19 protein-coding genes are annotated in these 15,975 nt (G+C 44.7%); 8 read left to right on the top strand and 11 right to left on the bottom strand.

Annotated elements, in window-relative coordinates:
• Positions 1–12: 12 nt before the first annotated feature.
• The 3 genes from B5Z18_RS24975 to B5Z18_RS32745 form a co-directional block, all read right to left on the bottom strand.
• Entirely contained in the window at positions 13–927 is a 915-nt protein-coding gene (locus tag B5Z18_RS24975) for a helix-turn-helix domain-containing protein (protein WP_079472248.1), read from the bottom strand.
• 66 nt (positions 928–993) lie between these two features.
• Positions 994–1,899, bottom strand: a complete 906-nt coding sequence (locus tag B5Z18_RS24970; RefSeq protein WP_079472247.1) for an NmrA family NAD(P)-binding protein — start codon at positions 1,897–1,899, stop codon at positions 994–996.
• Positions 1,900–2,102: 203 nt separating this feature from the next.
• The gene (locus B5Z18_RS32745; RefSeq protein WP_200817339.1) at positions 2,103–2,312 is read right to left on the bottom strand and encodes a cyclic nucleotide-binding domain-containing protein; all 210 of its coding nucleotides are present in this window, start codon (positions 2,310–2,312) and stop codon (positions 2,103–2,105) included.
• A 368-nt stretch (positions 2,313–2,680) separates the two neighbouring features.
• Here B5Z18_RS32745 and B5Z18_RS24960 point away from each other — a divergent pair, with 368 nt between their 5' ends.
• On the top strand, positions 2,681–3,076 hold the full coding sequence (locus tag B5Z18_RS24960; RefSeq protein WP_079472246.1) for a barstar family protein: 396 nt from the start codon (positions 2,681–2,683) through the stop codon (positions 3,074–3,076).
• A 187-nt stretch (positions 3,077–3,263) separates the two neighbouring features.
• On the opposite strand, the gene B5Z18_RS24950 is transcribed toward B5Z18_RS24960, so the two are convergent.
• Entirely contained in the window at positions 3,264–4,118 is an 855-nt protein-coding gene (locus tag B5Z18_RS24950) for a hypothetical protein (RefSeq protein WP_079472245.1), read from the bottom strand.
• Between the two features lie 391 nt (positions 4,119–4,509).
• On the opposite strand from B5Z18_RS24950, the gene B5Z18_RS24940 reads away from it, so the two are divergent.
• Positions 4,510–4,890 carry a DUF7674 family protein gene (locus B5Z18_RS24940; protein ID WP_079472243.1) on the top strand — a complete coding sequence of 127 codons (381 nt, stop codon included), beginning with the start codon at positions 4,510–4,512 and terminating at the stop codon, positions 4,888–4,890.
• A gap of 341 nt (positions 4,891–5,231) precedes the next feature.
• Here the strand turns inward: B5Z18_RS24940 and B5Z18_RS24935 are convergent, their stop codons facing one another.
• From B5Z18_RS24935 to B5Z18_RS24910, 6 genes are all read right to left on the bottom strand, one after another.
• Positions 5,232–6,665: a TolC family protein gene (locus B5Z18_RS24935; RefSeq protein ID WP_079472242.1), complete on the bottom strand. Its 1,434-nt coding sequence runs from the start codon at positions 6,663–6,665 to the stop codon at positions 5,232–5,234.
• A complete protein-coding gene (locus tag B5Z18_RS24930; RefSeq protein WP_079472241.1) occupies positions 6,658–9,825 on the bottom strand; it encodes an efflux RND transporter permease subunit in 3,168 nt (1,055 codons plus the stop codon). The genes B5Z18_RS24935 and B5Z18_RS24930 overlap by 8 nt, the downstream gene beginning before the upstream one ends.
• A gap of 21 nt (positions 9,826–9,846) precedes the next feature.
• Entirely contained in the window at positions 9,847–10,929 is a 1,083-nt protein-coding gene (locus tag B5Z18_RS24925; protein ID WP_079472240.1) for an efflux RND transporter periplasmic adaptor subunit, read from the bottom strand.
• 159 nt (positions 10,930–11,088) lie between these two features.
• Entirely contained in the window at positions 11,089–11,478 is a 390-nt protein-coding gene (locus B5Z18_RS24920) for a hypothetical protein (protein ID WP_079472239.1), read from the bottom strand.
• A 161-nt stretch (positions 11,479–11,639) separates the two neighbouring features.
• Positions 11,640–11,984 (bottom strand): acyl carrier protein, encoded by a 345-nt coding sequence (locus tag B5Z18_RS24915; protein WP_079472238.1) that lies wholly within the window; start codon positions 11,982–11,984, stop codon positions 11,640–11,642.
• The gene (locus tag B5Z18_RS24910; protein ID WP_079472237.1) at positions 11,984–12,352 is read right to left on the bottom strand and encodes a winged helix-turn-helix transcriptional regulator; all 369 of its coding nucleotides are present in this window, start codon (positions 12,350–12,352) and stop codon (positions 11,984–11,986) included. Before B5Z18_RS24910 ends, B5Z18_RS24915 begins: the two co-directional genes overlap by 1 nt.
• Before the next feature lie 140 nt (positions 12,353–12,492).
• Here B5Z18_RS24910 and B5Z18_RS24905 point away from each other — a divergent pair, with 140 nt between their 5' ends.
• Positions 12,493–13,245, top strand: a complete 753-nt coding sequence (locus tag B5Z18_RS24905) for an SDR family NAD(P)-dependent oxidoreductase (RefSeq protein ID WP_079472236.1) — start codon at positions 12,493–12,495, stop codon at positions 13,243–13,245.
• Between the two features lie 8 nt (positions 13,246–13,253).
• Here B5Z18_RS24905 and B5Z18_RS24900 read toward each other — a convergent pair whose 3' ends face one another.
• Entirely contained in the window at positions 13,254–13,568 is a 315-nt protein-coding gene (locus B5Z18_RS24900) for a hypothetical protein (protein WP_079472235.1), read from the bottom strand.
• 61 nt (positions 13,569–13,629) lie between these two features.
• Between B5Z18_RS24900 and B5Z18_RS24895 the strand changes: the two genes are divergently transcribed.
• From B5Z18_RS24895 to B5Z18_RS24875, 5 genes are all read left to right on the top strand, one after another.
• Positions 13,630–14,001, top strand: a complete 372-nt coding sequence (locus tag B5Z18_RS24895) for a hypothetical protein (RefSeq protein WP_079472234.1) — start codon at positions 13,630–13,632, stop codon at positions 13,999–14,001.
• 72 nt (positions 14,002–14,073) lie between these two features.
• Positions 14,074–14,505 (top strand): SRPBCC family protein, encoded by a 432-nt coding sequence (locus tag B5Z18_RS24890; RefSeq protein ID WP_079472233.1) that lies wholly within the window; start codon positions 14,074–14,076, stop codon positions 14,503–14,505.
• 128 nt (positions 14,506–14,633) lie between these two features.
• Complete coding sequence (locus B5Z18_RS24885; RefSeq protein WP_079472232.1) at positions 14,634–14,954, top strand: ArsR/SmtB family transcription factor; 321 nt, start codon at positions 14,634–14,636, stop codon at positions 14,952–14,954.
• Positions 14,955–14,956: 2 nt separating this feature from the next.
• Positions 14,957–15,454 (top strand): SRPBCC family protein, encoded by a 498-nt coding sequence (locus tag B5Z18_RS24880; protein WP_227024558.1) that lies wholly within the window; start codon positions 14,957–14,959, stop codon positions 15,452–15,454.
• 73 nt (positions 15,455–15,527) lie between these two features.
• On the top strand, positions 15,528–15,905 hold the full coding sequence (locus B5Z18_RS24875) for a DoxX family membrane protein (protein ID WP_079472230.1): 378 nt from the start codon (positions 15,528–15,530) through the stop codon (positions 15,903–15,905).
• The last annotated feature ends 70 nt before the right edge of the window (positions 15,906–15,975 follow it).

Here is a 15,975-nt window from a genome sequence, read left to right as displayed (position 1 = left end):
GGATTGTTCCTGTTATTTAAACGACTGCCTGAACTCCAAAGGTGAAAAGTTGGTTTTACTTTTGAACAATTTACTGAATGATTGAGAATGTTCAAAGCCCAGTTCATAAGCAATTTCACTGACCGATAAATCTGTGGTAGATAATTTCTCTTTGGCTTTTTCAATCAGCTTTTCGTGGATGTGTTGTTGGGCAGTTTGGCCTGTCAGCACTTTTAATAAACTGCTTAAATATTTAGGCGACACGTTTAACGCGCTGGCAATGTATTGAACGGTAGGTAGTCCTTTTAAATCATCGTTGCTGAAATAATCTGCCAACAGCTCTTCCAAACGGCTCAGCGTTTTGTGATGGCTGATTTTTCTTGTGATAAACTGGCGATGATAGAACCGCTCCGCATAATTTAGCAGCGTTTCTATTTGTGAGATGATGATTTGCTGACTGAACTTATCAATATTGGAATGATATTCCTGTTGAATATTTTGAATGATGTTGTTGACAGTTGTTTCTTCTTTTTCGGAAAGAAATAATGCTTCGTTTATTGAATAATCAAAATATTCATATTGCTTAATGGTTTTCGCCAGCGGGGTGTGCCACAAAAAATCAGGATGGATGAGGAGCATCCAGCCGGAGCGTTTTATTGTCAGGTTGGGATCAACTTCAATTCTGAAAACCTGGTTGGGCGAAATAAAAAACATAACGCCCTCATCAAAATCATATTCCTGTTGTCCGTACACTATTTTACCGCATAATCCCCGTTTCAGGGAGATAAAGTAGAAATCATACACCCAATTTATACCGGTTTTTTGAAAGTTATGTGGCATAGCCGCATAATCTATCACACTGATCAGCGGATGTTCAGGCCTGGGTAGATTTCGGAGCTGATGATATTCGCTGATCGTTTTAACTCTGTGCGTTTTTGTACCTCTCATAATGTATTAAACCATTAAGGAACCTCCTTAATGGTTTTAATTTTTTGATGATTAAAGATAGCCATTTTATGATTGATTATAAACCATAGCAAACTCCTTTGCAAAATCTGTGAGCTTAATCTTTCCCGGTATTGGTTTATTCCGGTAGTAATCTTCATACAATATACCGTCGCGCATGCTTGCCTGCATTTCTATGAAGCCTTTGGCAATTTGCGGGTTCATTCCCGCAGCCAGCCAGCCATCCAGGAGTTGTTCATCCGGAACTACCAGCCATTTCAGATCAGGTTTTCCGATTGCTTCGCCCAGGAAACAGGCTATTTCGTTGGGAGAAAACTCATCACTTGCAATGTAACGGATGGTTCTGCCCTCAAAAGGTTGCTCCATTTCTTCGGTAATAACAGCAGCGATATCCAACGGCGAAACCCAGGGCTCTTTGTTGTCACCTCCATAATTCTGCACAATGGCCCCTTGTGTTTTTATGGTTCGTATAGATGAAAACAGGTTGGTATAGAAACCAACGGGACGCATGAATTTAATAGACACATCGTCCGGCAGTTGCTTTAAAATGTTTTCTACGTTGTGATGAAAAATCAGGATACCATTTCCTGTGCTCATGTGAGCGCCAACGCTGCTGAGATGCACCACCTGCTTTACACCCGACTGCTGAATGGCCTGCTTGTAATTATGGCCTATCCGGCTGATGGTGGCAATGAAGTCAACGTTTGGGTCAAAGAAACCACCGGCAGCATCGAGTGTTTCCATCAGGTATACTACATCTGCGCCTTTGAATGTAGCCGATAAAAAATCAACGTCTTCCATTGTGCCGATGGCTGCTTTTGCACCGAGTGCTTCAATGTCTTTTTGTCTTTCAGTTTTGCTGCTGATAACTGTAACCGTATGCCCTTTTTGTACCAGCTCCTGTGTGAGCGGTTTCCCGATATGCCCTAATGAGCCTGTAAGTACGATGTTCATAATTTGTTTTGTTGTTATTGCAAAGGTCGGCAACCATCACAAAACGGATGTAGTCAAAGTACCTATTGTTGTAGTCAAAAGGATGGGAAGCTTTCCATTTTGTACATCAATAATCAATAGTGCTTTTTTCATTTTCTGATCTTTTAGGCCATAAAAGTAGCAGGCTTCTATCTCCCAAAATTTGAACTAGTTCAAAAAATGCACTATTTACCGGACAGCTTCTTCCTGATTTTACTCAGAAACTCATGGGATATACCCAAGTATGCAGCCAGCTGTTGCTGGTTGAGACGTTGTTCCAGGTCGGGATATTTCTCCATAAACTCCAGGTAGCGCTTGTCGGCAGTTTTACTTAATGAAGAAATTACCCTGCGTTGAAAGGTAACCAACGATTTCTGGTTCATGATACGAAACATCTTTTCTACTTTGGACAGCGTTTCATACAGGAGATCTTTATGAGGTTTGTTGATGAGGAGCACCTCGCTGTCTTCCGGCGCTTCAATATTCAGGATAGATGGCCTTTGGTTACAAAGGCTTCATATTTACAGGTGTCGCCTTCACGCAGAAGAAAATCTTTTTTCTTTATCTTCCTGTGATGAAAATTGACAATAAACTGTTCAAATTCTGCGTCCGTAATTTGAATGTATTGTTCGATATGCTTTCTGAGTAATTCAAGATCGGTCATACTAAATCCTGCGTCCGGATAAAAATTAAAGTTATGACTTTTATGGGATGCATGCCAAAATGGGAGCGGAGCCACTATCTTTATAAAAGAAAATCAGCAATGGAGCAACAAATAATCATTAATGGAGATGTTATCAGCGATATCCCTTCTTTTTACAGGGAAATAAACCGTGTATTCATGGCCGGTGAAGACTGGCAGCTGGGTGATAGCCTGGACGCCTTTAATGACCTGCTTTACGGAGGATTTGGGGTCATCAAAAACGCCGGACCGGTTGTGCTGTTATGGAGAAATATGGAAAGAAGCAGAACGGCTTTGGGCTATGATGTTACCAAACGGTACTATGAAGAGAAGCTGCTGCCTGACTCGCCATTCAATAAGGAACATTTCCGCGAAAAACTGGACGAATTGAACAACGGCACAGGTCAAACTTATTTCGACATACTATTGGAGATCATTGCAGCTCATCCCAATATTACGCTGCAGTCAATTTCCTGATGGCTGCCTTACCGTGGCCTGGCGCAGGGAGGTATTGCAGTGGTAGGGCAGATACAATTGTTACAGCCATTTTTTGGATTGGCCCTCGCGGCTACTTTACTTCATGAACGGGTGAGCATTGGTATGCCTGGTGTGACCGTTAGGGCATTCTTTGTGTGGCCGGATCAAGGAAGTTTGCGAGATAGTTTCAGTTTTGCACTGCGTCAAATATCTCTTTGCAGCGTTCTTTGTCAACACCGTTTTCTCCTTTCCATCCGCCTAATGGCAAAATGATGTCAGAGCGGAAGGAGGTCGTTAATTTTTTACTTGCTTCCCATAAATCTTTTTGCGCGATGAATGCTTCGTACCTGGGCTTTATGAAGGGATTTGGTAAGATGCCGCATTCAGCCAGTGTTTGTAAAATTCCGTAGCGCTTATATTTGTCGGTTTGGTCTAAAATTTTGTGTGAGGCAATTCTTTGTTCCAACTTTCCGGGCGTTTCTTTTTTGTCTGCCTGCGCAATGAAGTCCAATAGTTCGGTTAGTTTGTTTCTATCCGCCTGGGTTATTTCCGGTTTATCAAAGGTCAGTGCTTCTTCGAGTTCAATTAAATAGTGCAGCGGCAGTTCATTCCACGAATGGCCCAGGTAATAGGTGTAGAGCTGATGTGTTTTGTCTTCCGTTTCCACTTTTGGCAGTCCGCAAATTTCGCAGGTATCTTTGCCTGCAAAATCATGTTTGTATAAATGCCGGAGATACAAATAACTCATCAGGGTTTGTCTTGCCCGGGGCATTTCTCCCGTCAATCCTTTTAAAAACATCGAAGTAGCAAAGCCGGACGTGAGCTTTTTATCTTCTTTAATTTTCAGTAATCTTTCCAGGGCATTGTCGTGATCAAATGTTTCAAAATTATTGGGCTGGAGTCCTTTACTGCTTAATATTTCCAGGTCGGCCTGTGTTACGGTTGCGGGGATTTTATGTTCGTGTCTATTAAGCGTGGGGTTATAAGATCCATTTTCGTTGGCGTAAACTTTTTTTAATATTGACAGTGTTTTTTTATCCATTTGGGTTGTACTGTTTTTTAGGGTGTAATGCAGCTAATATATATAAATAGTTATCTTTTTTTGTATTTTGTATCAAAATATCAACATGACTTTCCTTTTCAAATGTTCCCAGGAGCAGATCTATCAGTTTGTTAATCTTGAAAATGTTACTCATATTACGGTAGATGCCAGCAGTCATAGTATACAATTCTTTCTTTCTCCGGCGGGGCCGTCGCAACCGTATATTTTTTGGAGTTATACAGCGCCGGAGCCGTTTAATTACGATGTAAACCGGTTGGCATCGTTGGATGTTATGTTGCCCAGGTAAGTTGTATTGTTTGACGGGTAATTCCGCAGTGCGGCGGGAAAATTATCTGCCGCAATCCTTAATACCGTTTAATAATATCGGTTTATGAGTGCCTGGAGAAAAAAGGCGATCGCATGTCTTCCACAGCTAAAAAAAGAGTTTGAGGATCCTCACGCTTCTATCTATAGCGTTTTTATTGAATTATTGCCGGCAACTATAACAGCACATAGAAATAATGATATTGAGCAGCTTGAAAAGAACTACGATTTTGCTGAGTGGTGTTTTAAGCAGAAGGCAAAGAATTTATGGAACGCCGCGGGAGTAGCTTTTTATGAGCATTTGGGAGATAACATAGAAACAAGGGATGCAATGCCCCAATGGGTGAGCCGTGATATCTATAACCAAATAAGGCCGCTTTTAGAACAACGACTCGATAACTCCTCACTAAAAATCATAGATAACCGTTACGGTTTCCACAAAGTGTAAAAAATCATATCTGATTTGCGTCTGTAAATCTATATCAGGGCTATGCCTATACCAGGCCCAGCCATACCCCATTATAGGATAAGCCGTAGATAACCCGTATATAACCCGTATATAAGCCGTAGATAACCTGTACCTGTAAAGAGACGGCTTATATATGGCTTATCCCTATCTCTGTAATGAGTGGAGTATGAATGATGGTGATAACGACCTTATGAGGGACTATCCCCCGAGCCGGAGTTACATAATAGATTTTATATATAATAGCAGCTGTAATCCAATTTCTTTAGAACATAAAAAAGCCGGCTTATCACAGCCGGCTTTTTTTAATGAAGATGCTTATTTTATTTCCAGCCGCCTCCCAGATCTCTGTAAACATTAATCACGGCATTCAGCTGTTGCTTTTTGGTTTCTATCAGGTCGAGTTTAGATTCCAGTGCGTCCCGTTGCGTCATCAGCACTTCCAGGTAATCGGCCCTGGCCGATTTGAACAGGTCGTTGGAAATGTTGATCGAACGGGTGAGGGCATCTACCTGTTGCGATTTCAGATCATAGCTCTTTTCCAGGTTGCTGATGCTGGAAAGTTGATTGGACACCTCGAAGTAAGCGTTTAGAATAGTACGCTCATAATTGTATATAGCCTGAAGTTGCCGTGCATTGGCGTTATTGAACTCCGCTTTAATAGCATTCCGGTTAATAAGCGGTCCTGCAAGGTCGCCGGCGAGGGAGTACAATAATGATTCAGGCAGCTTAAACAGGTAAGATGGCTTAAATGCCTGGAATCCTGCTCCCGCAGAAATGCCCAGGGAAGGATAGAATTCTGCACGGGCAACTTTTACATCCAGCTTTGCCGCGGTCAGTTCCAGTTCTGCCTTCTTAATATCCGGGCGATTGGCCAGTAACTGTGAAGGAATACCGGCGCTTACCAACGGAGGTACTGCACTTAAGAAATTACCTTTATCCCGGATAATCTCCTGCGGATAGCGGCCCAGCAGGAAGTTGATCTTGTTTTCTGTTTCTTTTATATTTTGAAGAATGTCGAACTCCAGGCTTTGGGACTTCAATACTTCGGCCTGGAATTTCTGCACTGCCAGTTCGGTTACCCTGGTGGCTTCTTTCTGCACCTTTACAATTTCAAGGGCATTTTTTTGCAGCTCAATGTTTTGTTTTACTATCAATAGCTGGTTGTCGAGCGCCAGCAGTTCATAATAAGAATTGGCTATTTCGGCCACGAGGTTGGTCAGCACAAAGTTTTTGCCTTCCACGGTTGATAGGTACCTGGTTACTGCAGCCTTTTTAGCGTTATGCAGTTTTTTCCAGATATCCACTTCCCAATTGGCATAGGCGCCTATGGACAAATCCGTGAGCGGATCCGGCATTTCCTTGCCGGGAGTGATCTCCGTAGAGGCGTCGCCGGCACCCTGACTGGTATATCTTCCTACTTTTTCCACGCCGGCGCCGGCTCTTGCAGTAACGGTGGGAAGTAATGCCCCCTGCCTGAACCGGATATCATTCCTGGCGATTTCAATTTCCTGGAGCGTTATCATCAGCTCCTGGTTGTTTTTCAGCGCCGTATCTACCAGGTCCACCAGGTGTTTATCTGTAAAAAAGTTTCTCCACTCAATGGCCGACATATTCGTCGTATCCCCGTTGCCGTTATACGACCCGGGAACCGGCCTGTTTTCAGCCAACGGCATGCTGGCCGGCACCCTGCAGCTGGCAATAGCCAGGCAAATGCCAAGCAGGCCGATGCCGCTATGTATCCTGAATTTATACATTGTGATCAATTTCTTCTGTTAAAGGATTCTCTTCTTCGTCTTTCACAAGCGCATGTCCTTCTGCAAGTTTGCCGAATATGTAGTACAGTCCGGGTATGATCAGCACGCCGAAAATAGTTCCGAAAAGCATACCCCCGGCGGCGGCGGTACCAATGGTACGGTTACCAACCCTGCCCGGCCCGGAGGCCATCACCAATGGGATCAGCCCTGCAATAAACGCGAAGGAGGTCATGAGGATAGGACGGAACCTTACCTTAGAACCTTCCATTGCCGCTTTCAGCACGGTTTCTCCCGCCCGGTGTTTCTGTACAGCAAACTCCACGATCAGCACCGCGTTTTTACCCAGCAAACCAATGAGCATTACCATTGCTACCTGTGCATAAATGTTATTCTCCAGCCCTAAGCATTTCAATAAGAAAAATGCACCGAAAATTCCGGGAGGTAAGGAGAGAATTACTGCCAGCGGCAGGATAAAGCTTTCGTATTGCGCTGCCAGGATCAGGTACACGAAACCAAGACAGATCAGGAAGATATAGATAGCCTGGTTGCCCTGGGCTACCTCATCTTTGGAGATACCGGCCCAGTCGATCCCAAACCCTCTCGGGAGGCTCTTTTGCGCCACTTCATTGATCACCTTAATGGCCTCGCCGCTGCTATATCCGGGTGCGGCGGCGCCGCTTATTTCCGAGGCGTTGTACATATTATGCCGCGTGATCTCTGATAAGCCATACACCTTTTCCATTTTCATGAAGTCTGAAAACGGCACCATCTGATCATGATCATTCTTCACATACAGCTTCAGGATATCGTCAGGCAAGGCCCTGTACTGCGGCGACGCCTGTACGATTACTTTGTACTGGCGATCGAATTTAATAAAGCTGATTTCATAGTTACTGCCCACAAGTGTGGAAAGCGTGTTCATGGCGTTATCGATGCTCACGCCTTTTTGCTGCGCGATATCATTATCCACCCGCAGCATATACTGGGGGAAGCTGGCACTGTAAAAAGTGAATACGGAGGATAGTTCCGGACGTTTGCTCAGTTCCTTTACAAAGTCCCTGCTCACCGTTTCCATCTTCTTATAATCACCTGATCCGGCTTTATCAAGCAAACGTAATTCAAAGCCGCCGGCGGCTCCGTAGCCCGGTACGGCAGGCGGCTGGAAAAATTCGATGGTGGCGCCTGTGATGTCTTTGGATTTTTCTTCCAGTTCACTAATGATTTCCTGGACAGAATGTTTCCGGTCTTCCCAGCTTTTCAGGTTAATAAGACAGGTACCGGAATTGGAGCCAGTTCCTTCTGTAAGAATTTCATAACCTGCCAGGGAAGAAACGGATTGTACGCCTTCCACGCCTTCCGCAATTTTCTGCAGTCTTTCGGCTATCTGGTTGGTTCTTTCCAGGGATGATCCCGGAGGCGTTTGGATGATGGCATAAAACATTCCCTGGTCTTCGTTGGGAATAAAGCCCGAAGGAACGGTTTTATTCATGACCCATATCCCGGCGCAGAAAGCCACCAGTATACCAAAGGTGAGGGCACGCCTGTTAACGATGACGCCCAGTATTTTCTGATACTTTCCGGAAGTGCGGTTGAATGAATTATTAAAGCCATCCAGGAATTTGGCCAGCGCGTTTTTCTTTTTGGGTTTTCCATGCGTATTCTTCAGGATCATGGCGCACAGCGCTGGTGTAAGCGTAAGCGCCACCACACCCGACAAAATAATGGCGGTTGCCATTGTGATGGAAAACTGGCGGTAGAAGATACCCACCGGGCCCGACATAAATGCTACCGGAACAAATACCGCGGCCATTAAAAAGGTGATGGCCACAATAGCGCCGGCGATTTCATGCATGGCTTTTTTGGTGGCCTTCAGCGGAGAGAGGTGTTCTTCTTCCATTTTTGCATGCACCGCTTCAATTACCACGATGGCATCATCTACCACCACGCCGATAGCCAGCACCAGCGCAAACAGCGTGATGAGGTTAAGCGTGATACCCAAAAACTGCATGAATACAAATGTTCCGATGAGAGACACCGGTACGGCCATAGCAGGGATGAGGGTAGAGCGCCAGTCGCCGAGAAACAGGAATACCACTAAACCCACCAGTATAAAGGCTTCCAGCAGGGTATGAATTACCTTTTCAATGGAGGCGTCGAGGAATTTGGATACATCATAACTGATTTCATAATCCATTCCTTTTGGAAATGAATTGGCTTTGATCTCCTTCATCTTCGCCTTTACGTCCTTGATTACCTGGCTGGCATTACTTCCATACGATTGCTTCAGTACAATGGCCGCCGAAGGTTTACCATTCAGGTTGGAATAGATATCGTACATAGAGCTGCCAAACTCCACGTCGGCTACATCTTTCAGGCGTAATATTTCACCATTCGGACTGGATCTCAGGATAACATTTTCGTATCCTTCTTTATTCGTAAACCTTCCGGGATATTTCAATACATATTCAAACGTCTGGGATCTTTTACCGGAGCTTTCGCCGGTTTTACCGGGAGATGCTTCCAGGCTTTGTTCGCCCAGCGCCTTCATCACTTCATCCGCAGAGATCTTGTAGGCCAGCATCCGGTCTGGTTTCAGCCAGATCCTCATGGCATATTCCCGGTTACCGAGAATATCTGCGAAGCCAACGCCATCTACTCTTTTTAATTCCGGCAAGATGTTGATATCCGCGAAATTAAAAAGGAATTTCTGATCCGTTTGAGGATCATCACTGTAAAGGTTGATGTACATGAGCATGTTAGATTCCTCACGGGTAATCTTTACACCTTCACGTACTACCAGTGGCGGCAGTTTATTCACCACGGATGCCACCCGGTTTTGAACATTTAACGATGCCTGGTTGGGATCGGTGCCCAGGTTAAATACTACCTGGATAGACGCCTCTCCGTCGTTACCCGCATCGGAAGCAATGTATTTCATTCCCGGAACGCCGTTGATGGCTCTTTCCAGCGGAATGATCACTGATTTGATCATTAATTCACCGTTCGCGCCGGGATATTCCGCTGTTACATTCACCTTTGGCGGCGATATGGAAGGGAATTGTGTTACCGGCAGCTGAGATATGGCCAAAACTCCGAGGAAGACGATAATGAGCGATATTACTATGGACAGAACCGGTCGCTGTATAAACTTATTTAGCATTGATCTACACTATTAGATGAACTATTCCGCTTTTAATCGCAGATGGGAAATAACTTCCTCGGGTTTCCGGTATTCATAGCTGATCTTATCATCATCTTTTACCTTCTGAACACCTTCGAGCAGTATCTTATCAGTTTCTGAAATGCCATTTTCAACTACATACATGTCGGGCATCTGGCCACGGATGGCAATGTTCCGGGATCTTACCACATTCCTGTTGTCCACCACAAAAACATATACCTTATCCTGTATTTCGTAGGTTGCTTTTTGCGGAATGACTAATGCGTTTTTAAGCGGAATGGTCATCAGGACTTTGCCCGTTTCCCCATTCTTTAAAAGCTTATCCGGGTTTGGGAATCTTGCCCTGAAGGCAATGTTGCCGGTTTCATTGTTGAATTCACTTTCGATGGTTTCCACATCTCCTTTATACTGGAGCGGCTGATTATTGGCCAGCAGCAGGCTTACCTTGTTGCTTCCGCGGCCTTTTGCGTTGGTGGCATAATCGAGGTATTCCGGCTCAGATACATTGAAATAGGCGAACATCTGGCTGTTGTCTGAAAGGCTGGTCAGCAGGCCGCCTTCATCGATAACGCTTCCCAGTTTAAACGGAATACGGTCGATGGTGCCATCGAACGGCGCCCTGATTTCTGTGAACGAGAGGTGGAGCTTTGCCAGGGCCATTTCGGCTTTTGCCTGATCCAGTTTGGCTTGCGCCATAGCCTGCTCATTTTTTGATACCACATTTTTATCGACCAGGGTTTTTGTATTCTGCAGTTCTATCTCTGCTGCTTTGGCTTCTGCTTCTGCCTTCTGGAGTTCTGCTTCATAAATTTTCGGCATGATCCTGAACAGCAGCTGACCTGCTTTTACAAACTGGCCCTCATCCACATAGATGTTCTGGAGGTAACCCCGTTCCTGGACCCTGATCTCAATGTTCCTGACAGATTTTATCTGCGAAACATATTCGTTGGTAAATGAAGTATCAATTCTTACCGGGCTGGTAACCGTATACTTGCCCGCTTCTTCCTTTACTTCTTTTTTTGATGTACAGCTTGTATGGCACAACATGACAAACAAGCCCGTAAACATGACAATTCTACTCATGATATTAAATGGATATTAAGCGATGGGATGCTTGTAAGGCAGGGATGCCTATGGACGCAAAAGGATCAGTCGCCGGGCAGGAGCCCGGAGGAAGTAATATTAATATACATCCGCCAGGCATATATGATCATACCTTCGGTAACTGATGTACACTATTGATCAGATCCTTAAAACACTTTGTGTAATGTATCTGTTGGAAAGATGCCCCAGGTAAGGTGTGGGGGCTTTAAAGCATTTATGGAGATAACTTAAAACGTCGGGGCCGGCAAGCGCAAGATAGTACCTGGTGAGTAGTTTATATTTTCTGGCAAGACAATTATCCGCATCGTCCTCTTCAATGTCATCACTTATCAGGCATTCTTCTTCATTATCTAAATTGCTGACAACAGAATTATCCTGGTTGGTATCTGTAAATTTAATCCGGTGTTTATGTTCAATGTTCCTGGCGAAAGAGTTGGAAACATCGTTATGATGAGTAGCCGTAAAAGCATAGCCCTCCCCCCTGAGCAGGAGGAAACACAAATATGCGAAAAATATAGCTACTCTCATTCGGGGGCCAAAAGTAATAAAAGTTTGAGAGCAAATGAAAAAAACATCCCGTTTGGCTTGTGAAGAAAGTGTTATTTTTAGTTCAGCGCCCTTTTTATAAATATGTTTAAATATGCAAATGTGTTTGCCGGGATGTCTGGAAACCGTTGGTGGGCTGGATCTCAATCGATCCCTAAATCACTTGTAAAAGATTTATAAGGGGTTATGTCATAGTAGTCAACACCTGTTTGGGCAACGGTAATACCCATTATGATAACATATACTTCATATTTGCTTTTGATATTATTTTTATCGATCAGGGTTTGAAAATTGGCGGCGTATTGGACTGTTTTAAACTGATCTGTAATTTCCCCGTCGCTCATACTATCATCTGAAAGATGCAAATGTTTTGCTACCACATCCACCATATTTTGAACCGTAAAGATTTCCTGTGCTTCCGTATCCGGAATCTGAATGCCGAAATAGTTTTCGATTGCTACCAACAGGTCAACGCTGTCCAGTCCCATTATGCGACGTCTTTTTTTGCTGAGTTCCGGTGTTTGCCTCCCCAGGCGCTTAGCTGTTTAAAGATGGGGCCGAACTCCAGCGCCATTTCCGTGAGTTCATATTCCACCCGTGGGGGAACTTCTGCATACACGGTTCGTTTAACCAGTCCGTCCTGTTCCAGTGCCCGGAGCTGCAGGGTTAACATGCGTTCCGTAATGTAGTCAAACTCCTTCTTCAGTTCACTGAACCTCATTTTTTTCTCTTCCAGTTTACTCAGGATCAGGATTTTCCATCTTCCCCCGATTTTATTTACCGCATAGGTAAGATCACATTCAATAATGATGTTTTCGTTGCGGCTATAAGTGGAGTTTTTCTTTCTGGTTGCCATTACTTACACGTTTGTTAGTACCGTACAATTGGTTGTATAGCCTGTAAAATTAGATGCTGCCCGCTACTTTTACAAAGAAATTTTCAGCCTTGTTTTTTGAGGAATGAAAAACAGTATTTACAAAGTATTAATCTAAAAGCATGGATCTGTATTTAAATGGGAAAACTGCCGTAGTAACGGGCGCCAGCCAGGGCATTGGCCGGGCAATTGCAAAAGAACTGGCTGCAGAGGGTGTGAAAGTCCTCGCCGTAGGGAGAAACGAAGCGTTGCTGGATAGTCTTAAAGCGGAAGTAGCCGGTGCAGGCGGCGTGGAGCCGGTCACTTTTATCCAGGACCTGGTTGCGCCGGACGGGCCGCAAAAGATTGCAGCAGCGGCGTTGTCTATCCTGGGACAGGTGGATATACTTATCAACAATGCGGGCCGTAGCCGCCCGGTGGATGTGGTGGGGCCGGAAGAGCCGTGGGTGGAGTCGATGACGCTGGACTTCGACCGGCAGCGGCAACTAACCCAACAGCTGTTGCCCCATTTTATAGCACGCAGGCAGGGGGCTATTCTGAACCTTATCAGCACGTATGAGTTGCGGACCATTAATGTGTCGGCGGTGGCTAAAGCGGCCGTGGTAGCATGGTCCAAGCAGCTTGCGGGACAATTGGGGCAGTACGGTATCCGGGTCAACTGCCTGCAGCCAGGATTGATAGACACGGAAAATATACGGCCTTATTTCCCCGGCGACGAACGCAGGAAATTTGCAGAACGCGAGATTCCGCTGGGTGATTTTGGCCAGCCGCAGGATATGGCTAATATGGCTGTTTTCCTGGTATCGCCCCGTGCGGGGTACATCACTGGCTCCGTTGCCACTGTGGATGGAGGAATGCGTTATCATGCGTTCTGATCACTATCTTATTCTGCATCCGGAAGCGGGGGCGTTTCCGGATCAGGAGGGTAGACAATTTCAGTGATGATAATGCGCTGCACCGTTACGTTGCCGATGAGATCCACGTACTGCGAGCGTAGCAACGTGAACAGTTCGGTGGGCACCTCATCACTTACATAGTAAGTGTTGAACTGTTCTACGGATAAATTCAGCCGGTCTGCGATCTGGGCATGAGTAACGATGGCGCCCTTCTCTTTTGCCTTTTCTTTTAAATAACGTATGGTGCCCCGGAAGGTTTCCTTCCGGGTATATGATTCTTCGTAGTCTTCGTCTTCCATCATAAGGCGTAATTATTATTTAAAGCTATTCAATTTGCGTTTAAAGTTTAGCTAAATTCATAGGATGAAAGATTTGCCCTTGCTGAAAAAAATACTCTGGGCCGATTGCCTGCTGGGTGGCAGCACTGTGGTAGTGGGCTTATTGTGGTTCCGGACCTTAGCTGTTTTCCTCGGTTTGCCCGTGAATATTGTTGCAATGATTGCGGTTGTTACGCTGGCATATGCGTTACTGGCCGTGAGCCTGGCGCTGCAACGTCAGCCTTCTGTATTGCAGCTCAGGGCACTTGTTTACGCAAATTGGCTGTGGACTATCACCAGCGTGGTGCTGCTGATCTTTTATATTTCCGGAACAACATTATTTGGTACGGCGTTTTTAATTTTACAGGTAGTGGTGGCAGGAATGCTGGCCTATCTCGAAGGGCGGCATATAACATAAACGATTATACGGTGCTGTCACCGGATCTGAAAAAAACAGATTAGCTTCCGGAAAATTTATCAAGCTCACAGAATGGAAAAGATAATAGAGAGAAAAATAATGATCAATGCGCCTGTGGCGGAAGTATGGAACGCAATTACAGACATTAAGTTAATGACGCAATGGATGGGAGAAGCAGCGCTGGATCTCCGCGTTGTTACTACCTGGGAGGTGGGCGCTCCTTTAGTCATCAGCGGTTTCCACCATGCAAGGTTTGAGAACAAAGGAACGGTGCTGGAGTATTCACCGGATCATGCAGTGAGCTATGATTTTCTAAGTTCGTTATCCCGGTTGCCTGATAGCAAAGAGAACTACACGGTTATCAGGTTTGCACTGACGCCACAGGAGGAGCATACCTTGTTAACATTAACGCTCACTAATTTCCCCACGGATACCATATACCAGCATCTCAGTTTCTATTGGAACGGTACGCTGGGGATCATGAAAAAGATGATAGAAGGTTGATCTTCTTCTTATCAAATTACCGGAGATAATATTTGCTTCCCCTTAAAAAAATACACAAAATATTTTGTGCAACCAATTAGTTGCTTATATTTGCAACTGAACGGTTGCGCGAATAAATTAACGGAGAAATGAGAAGAGATGTTTTTCAGGCTATTGCCGACCCGACCAGACGGGCCATTATATTACTTATTGCCGTGCAGGCAATGACACCCAACGCCATTGCGGAACATTTTGATATGAGCCGGCAGGCCGTTTCAAAACATCTGCGCATCCTCACGGAATGCGAACTGGTTAAACAGGAGCAGTCGGGCAGGGAAATTTTTTATCAGCTTAATGGAAATAAAATGCAGGAGATTGACAAATGGCTGGAACAATTCAGGAAGTTGTGGGAGGGGAGATTTAACGAACTTGACAAAGTATTGTTAACTATAAAAAGCAAAAAGAAATGAGTATGAACTTAGCTTTTGATTTTTCTGTAAACAAGGAAAACAAAACCATCACAATTAAACGGGAATTTGCAGCAGAACTTCCCCTGGTTTGGGACGCCTATACGAAAAGTGAAATCCTGGATCTGTGGTGGGCGCCAAAGCCCTGGAAGGCAAAAACAAAAACGATGGACTTCAGGGAAGGCGGACGTTGGCACTATGCAATGGTAGGCCCGGAAGGTGAAGAACACTGGGCACTGGCCAACTACAAAAACATCCAGGCGCAGCAAAAATTCACCGTTCTTGACGCTTTTGCAGATGCCGACGGAAATGTAAATAAAGAGTTGCCACAGGCGGAATGGAACGTCACCTTTGTTGACAAAGGAGCGGTCACTTTGGTGGAGTTACACATTTCCTATGCGGATCTGGCTCAACTGGAAGCCACTATCCAGATGGGCTTCAAAGAAGGACTGGCAATGGCTATGGAAGGATTGGACGAACTGCTGCCATCATTGAAAAAATAGAATTTCTTCACAACTGATACTGCAGATATACTGCAAATAAAAATGAAATGTATCTTTACGGAAATTAAACACTATGAAAAACAAAATCCTATTCGTAGTAAGTCTGCTTTTCGGACTTATGTTCATTAACGCGGGACTGAACAAATTCTTTAACTACATGCCGGTACCCAAAGACATGCCTGAAAGCCTGATGAAATTAATGGGCGCCTTCATGCAGATCAGCTGGTTAATGCCACTTGTTGGAGTAATAGAAGTAGTTGGCGGCGCGCTTTTTATTCCAAATAAAACAAGGGCGCTCGGCGCAATAGTTATTCTCCCGGTAATGGTAGGAGTTGTTTTAACTAACATTTTCAACGCTCCATCAGGATTGCCTATTGCACTTGTGATGCTGGTAATTAATATCTGGGTAATTATTGAAAACCGGAAGAAGTATTTGCCGATGGTAAGCTAGTGTGGTGTATTGAGATAATTTAAAAGCCTCCGGGTTGTACAACCTGGAGGCTTTTAAATTAAAGATCTTA

It is taken from the genome of Chitinophaga ginsengisegetis (assembly GCF_900168065.1).
GTDB lineage: Bacteria > Bacteroidota > Bacteroidia > Chitinophagales > Chitinophagaceae > Chitinophaga > Chitinophaga ginsengisegetis.
The sequence above is the reverse complement of the archived record's forward strand: the minus strand, read 5'-3'. Positions and strand labels throughout refer to the sequence as shown.

What these genes read in the sequence shown, in the direction of transcription:
- B5Z18_RS24975 (WP_079472248.1), bottom strand. Translation starts at nt 927, where the DNA reads ATGAGAGGTACAAAAACGCACAGAGTTAAAACGATCAGCGAATATCAT.
- B5Z18_RS24970 (WP_079472247.1), bottom strand. Translation starts at nt 1,899, where the DNA reads ATGAACATCGTACTTACAGGCTCATTAGGGCATATCGGGAAACCGCTC.
- B5Z18_RS32745 (WP_200817339.1), bottom strand. Translation starts at nt 2,312, where the DNA reads ATGTTTCGTATCATGAACCAGAAATCGTTGGTTACCTTTCAACGCAGG.
- B5Z18_RS24960 (WP_079472246.1), top strand. Translation starts at nt 2,681, where the DNA reads ATGGAGCAACAAATAATCATTAATGGAGATGTTATCAGCGATATCCCT.
- B5Z18_RS24950 (WP_079472245.1), bottom strand. Translation starts at nt 4,118, where the DNA reads ATGGATAAAAAAACACTGTCAATATTAAAAAAAGTTTACGCCAACGAA.
- B5Z18_RS24940 (WP_079472243.1), top strand. Translation starts at nt 4,510, where the DNA reads ATGAGTGCCTGGAGAAAAAAGGCGATCGCATGTCTTCCACAGCTAAAA.
- B5Z18_RS24935 (WP_079472242.1), bottom strand. Translation starts at nt 6,665, where the DNA reads ATGTATAAATTCAGGATACATAGCGGCATCGGCCTGCTTGGCATTTGC.
- B5Z18_RS24930 (WP_079472241.1), bottom strand. Translation starts at nt 9,825, where the DNA reads ATGCTAAATAAGTTTATACAGCGACCGGTTCTGTCCATAGTAATATCG.
- B5Z18_RS24925 (WP_079472240.1), bottom strand. Translation starts at nt 10,929, where the DNA reads ATGAGTAGAATTGTCATGTTTACGGGCTTGTTTGTCATGTTGTGCCAT.
- B5Z18_RS24920 (WP_079472239.1), bottom strand. Translation starts at nt 11,478, where the DNA reads ATGAGAGTAGCTATATTTTTCGCATATTTGTGTTTCCTCCTGCTCAGG.
- B5Z18_RS24915 (WP_079472238.1), bottom strand. Translation starts at nt 11,984, where the DNA reads ATGGGACTGGACAGCGTTGACCTGTTGGTAGCAATCGAAAACTATTTC.
- B5Z18_RS24910 (WP_079472237.1), bottom strand. Translation starts at nt 12,352, where the DNA reads ATGGCAACCAGAAAGAAAAACTCCACTTATAGCCGCAACGAAAACATC.
- B5Z18_RS24905 (WP_079472236.1), top strand. Translation starts at nt 12,493, where the DNA reads ATGGATCTGTATTTAAATGGGAAAACTGCCGTAGTAACGGGCGCCAGC.
- B5Z18_RS24900 (WP_079472235.1), bottom strand. Translation starts at nt 13,568, where the DNA reads ATGATGGAAGACGAAGACTACGAAGAATCATATACCCGGAAGGAAACC.
- B5Z18_RS24895 (WP_079472234.1), top strand. Translation starts at nt 13,630, where the DNA reads ATGAAAGATTTGCCCTTGCTGAAAAAAATACTCTGGGCCGATTGCCTG.
- B5Z18_RS24890 (WP_079472233.1), top strand. Translation starts at nt 14,074, where the DNA reads ATGGAAAAGATAATAGAGAGAAAAATAATGATCAATGCGCCTGTGGCG.
- B5Z18_RS24885 (WP_079472232.1), top strand. Translation starts at nt 14,634, where the DNA reads ATGAGAAGAGATGTTTTTCAGGCTATTGCCGACCCGACCAGACGGGCC.
- B5Z18_RS24880 (WP_227024558.1), top strand. Translation starts at nt 14,957, where the DNA reads ATGAACTTAGCTTTTGATTTTTCTGTAAACAAGGAAAACAAAACCATC.
- B5Z18_RS24875 (WP_079472230.1), top strand. Translation starts at nt 15,528, where the DNA reads ATGAAAAACAAAATCCTATTCGTAGTAAGTCTGCTTTTCGGACTTATG.